The organism is Desulfurella sp., from assembly GCF_049977265.1.
In the GTDB taxonomy this organism is placed as follows: Bacteria; Campylobacterota_A; Desulfurellia; order Desulfurellales; family Desulfurellaceae; genus Desulfurella.
In genome coordinates, this window is record NZ_JBMFGQ010000069.1 from 1 (window position 1) to 3959 (window position 3959).

Below are 3959 nucleotides of genomic sequence, written 5' to 3' on the forward strand. Positions count from 1 at the left end.
ATGAGATGCTGGGTGTAAAACCACCTATCTCGTTACAATGAAGCGGGAATGCAGGTTAAAAAATAAACTTAATCGTAAAATTTTAGGACCACCCGCAAACACCGATTTTTTAGGTTGTTAATTATAGATCATTTATTTGAAAATGTTTTTATAAATTTTAATTTAATTGACAAAAAAGTTAATTTTAACCTATCAATTTCTAGTGAGAAGTTTTAGTTTTTCGACAAGAAATTTTGCAGTTTAATATGCTTTTGATTTTTTTAATTTTGAACAACAGTATATGTATTATTTTCGTCATGGGTCTTTTTAGTATAATTATTGATTTATAGATTAAGTAAATTATTATGCTTGTTATAAGTGTGCCTATTATGCAACTTATGAACATAAATAAAATAAATCCTGCCATACAAACCTGAATTCTTTTATACTAAATGCTTAAACTAAAAAGATTGCCATTATTAGGCTAATTGCAATACAAATAATAGACGGAATCAAACCAGTTAAGTACATTGTTTAACCTTTAAATTCTAAATACATTATTTAAGCGTTGTTCTAATGTAGGTTTTTGAACTAAAGAATTAACAAAAACCGGAATTTGTTTTTTGAAAGATTTGTTTGTTATATCCAAGTAGCCAACCACCTGTCCTTTTGCAAAAGGTAATTTAGATTTTAAAGTTTTGTAATGTATTTTTAGCTTTTCACCAGGCCACAAAATTGCGTAAAATGACTTTTTAAGCTTTAGACCTATAGGTTTTGACCAATCATAATACATGTATCCTATAATCTGATTTTTGCTAAAAATCTTTTTTAATTCCAAATTTTTTCTCGCCTGGTTTATAATTTTTATAGAAGAGTTAAGAGCATCCATCAGTGGTTGTTTGCCATATTCGCCAAGTAAATCACCTATTATTAAAATTCTTTGAAATCCAACCATTTTTTTTGCGGCAAACACAAAATCGCCACCAGATTGTGGCATAGAACCAGTTTTTATGCCTACTATATTATCTTTTCCTAAATCGTAATTTACATTATAAACAATGCCCGCAACGGGTAGTACAGCTTGGGCTTTTGATACTAAGTACCTAAAAACAGGAATTTCCATGGCCTTTTTGGCTAATTTAATTTGGTCGCTTGATGTACTTTGTGTATCTAATTTTACACCAGCAGGATCTGCGTAGTGTGTATGATTCATGCCAATCAACTTTGCCATTTTGTTCATTTTTGCTACAAACGATTTTACGCTGCCACTATCCCACTTAGCTAGAATTGTTGCACAATCGTTTCCAGAAGGCAGCAATAAGCCCTCTAAAAGCTCTTTTTCTGACAATTTTTCACCTTTTGCTATTTTTAAAACAGACTGTTGATTGGCTTTATCCTTTTTGTAGATTCTTACATCGTTTGAGCTTATGTTTATTATGGGGCCATTTTGGCCAATATATAAAGGATGGTCTTTGAGTACTAAATAGGCCGTCATTATTTTAGTAACGCTTGCTATAGGCATTGGCTGTTGGTTTGAAGTTTTAGATAATATGCCATAGTGATAAATTAGAATATTGCCTTCACTATTGTATGGCCAATTGATTTTTAATTTGCCAGCTACTTTATAAGTTACAGGGATAGTTAGAGTGACTTTATTTTTAGTGCTCAGGTTTAGCATCTTGTATGCACTATAAATTAAAGCTATGCATATAACCAATACAAGAAGCCAGCCTATTCTAAGTTTTCGTTTTTTTGTTATCACAAAACCTCCTACACTTTGAGTTAACCTTTGACTTTTTATATTATTTTATCTTAATAGTATGATACTTTATCATTATTGGCATACAACCTCTTTAATATTCTTTGATAAGTATATGTGTATTTAAGTTGAAAAGAAGTTAATTTTTTGTGTAAAAAATGTTAATTGCCTGTATAATGTTCCCCTGAATCAATACAGAATTTTTGGAATTTTTATTCCTTCCAAAAATTCTGTTAATGATTTAAAATGTATTTGGTTTTATTTTAAAAACTTAAAATTTAAAAATTACGCTTAAATGAGTTTTAAGAGAAAAAGCTATAAAATATCCATAAGTGTCTACATGGTTGGTATAGAAGTGGCTGAATAAATGAGGAATAAGAAAGTTAAAAAAATAGACTTGACAAAGAGGTACAGGTTATTTAAAGTTTAGTTAAAAGTATTTGATGTTTTAGATAAAATCAAAAAAATCTTGAATAGTATTTGGAGGTTAAGATGTACGATTTTAAATCTTTAATTTTTCAGAAAGGAGAGATTCCAAAAGAGTTTATATTAGACAAAATTATTTTGCACCAATACCTGGTAAATGGAGAGATAATAGAATGGCATGGTCAATTTCAAAAAGTTTTATCTCCAATAAATATAATGGATAACAAAGAAAATAGTATAATGCCAATGGAAATAGGAGAGTATCCACTTCAAAATGAAGAAATTGCCTTAGAAGCATTGAAAGCTGCTATGGAAGCATATTCTAATGGAAGGGGAGAATGGCCTAGTATGACTACAGAAGAGAGGGTTTTGCATGTAAAAAAATTTATTGACAAAATGAATGAGCAAAAAGATAATGTAGTAATTTCTTTAATGTGGGAAATTGGAAAATCATACGATGATTCGGTTAAAGAATTTGATAGAACTATTAAATATATAATTGATACGATAAATGAAGTAATTGAATTAGATAGAAATTCGTCAAAATTTTCTATAGTTGATAATTATATAGCTCAAATAAGAAGATCGCCTTTGGGTGTAGTTTTATCAATGGGGCCTTATAATTATCCACTCAATGAAACTTTTACTACCTTAATACCAGCAATTATTATGGGTAATACAACAATAGTAAAACCTCCAAGATATGGGGTTTTATTATATAAGTACTTACTAAAAGCGTTTCAAGAATCTTTTCCACCAGGAGTAGTTAACATAATATTTGGTAGGGGTTCAGATATTATTCCTCCAATTATGAGAACTGGTAATGTTAATGTTTTGGCTTTTGTGGGGTCAAGTAGATCAGCAGACCTTATACGACAGCAACATCCTATACCACATCGTCTAAGATGCGTTTTAGGCATGGATGCAAAAAATCCAGCAATTATCTTAAAAGATGCTGATTTAGATTTAACAATTAATGAATGCATTGAAGGTACCCTTTCTTTCAACGGACAAAGATGCACTGCTATTAAAATGATCTTTGTTCATGATTCAATTAAAAATAAATTTTTAGAAAAATTTGCTACAGCTGTTGATAATATAAAAATAGGAATGTCATGGATAAAAGGTATTAAGATTACTCCTATTCCAGATGAAAATCGATTAAAATATTTTTTAGAAATCATTGAAGACGCTAAAAATAATGGTGCTAGAATCATTAATAATAATGGAGGTTTAAATGCTTATAACTTTTTTTACCCAACTATTTTATATCCAGTAAATAAAGATATGCGTATTTGGACAGAAGAACAGTTTGGTCCAATAATACCGATAACTTCTTTTAATAATTTAGAAGAACCTATATTATATATTACTAATTCGAATTATGGTCAACAAGCAAGCATATTTGGATATAATACGGAAGATATAGCATATATAATTGATGCTCTATCAAATCAAGTTTCTCGCATTAATATTAACTCTCAGTGCCAAAGAGGACCTGATGTTTTTCCTTTTACAGGAAGAAAGGATTCTGCAGAAGGAACTCTATCTGTCTTCGATGCACTTAGAGCATTTTCAATTAGAACAATGGTTGCTGCAAAATCTTGTGATAGTAATAAAAATATTATAAGGAATATTGTAAAAAATAGAGAATCTAAATTTTTATCAACAGAATTTATATTGTAGCTAAGGTAATATATGAAAAAATTTTTATACTGTTATTGTTATGGTAGAGCTTACAGGTAAGTAAGCTCTATCTCATCTGTCAAGTCAAATTTTTTAATTTTCTTATTCC

At 29.4% G+C, this 3959-nt stretch carries 2 protein-coding genes; one reads left to right on the top strand and one right to left on the bottom strand.

Annotation, left to right across the window (positions count from 1 at the left end):
• Window positions 1-520: 520 nt before the first annotated feature.
• On the bottom strand, window positions 521-1741 hold the full coding sequence (locus ACP5FO_RS08475) for a D-alanyl-D-alanine carboxypeptidase family protein (protein ID WP_428110824.1): 1221 nt from the start codon (window positions 1739-1741) through the stop codon (window positions 521-523).
• 669 nt (window positions 1742-2410) lie between these two features.
• On the opposite strand from ACP5FO_RS08475, the gene ACP5FO_RS08480 reads away from it, so the two are divergent.
• The gene (locus ACP5FO_RS08480) at window positions 2411-3850 is read left to right on the top strand and encodes an NADP-dependent glyceraldehyde-3-phosphate dehydrogenase (protein WP_428157382.1); all 1440 of its coding nucleotides are present in this window, start codon (window positions 2411-2413) and stop codon (window positions 3848-3850) included.
• Window positions 3851-3959: the final 109 nt, after the last annotated feature.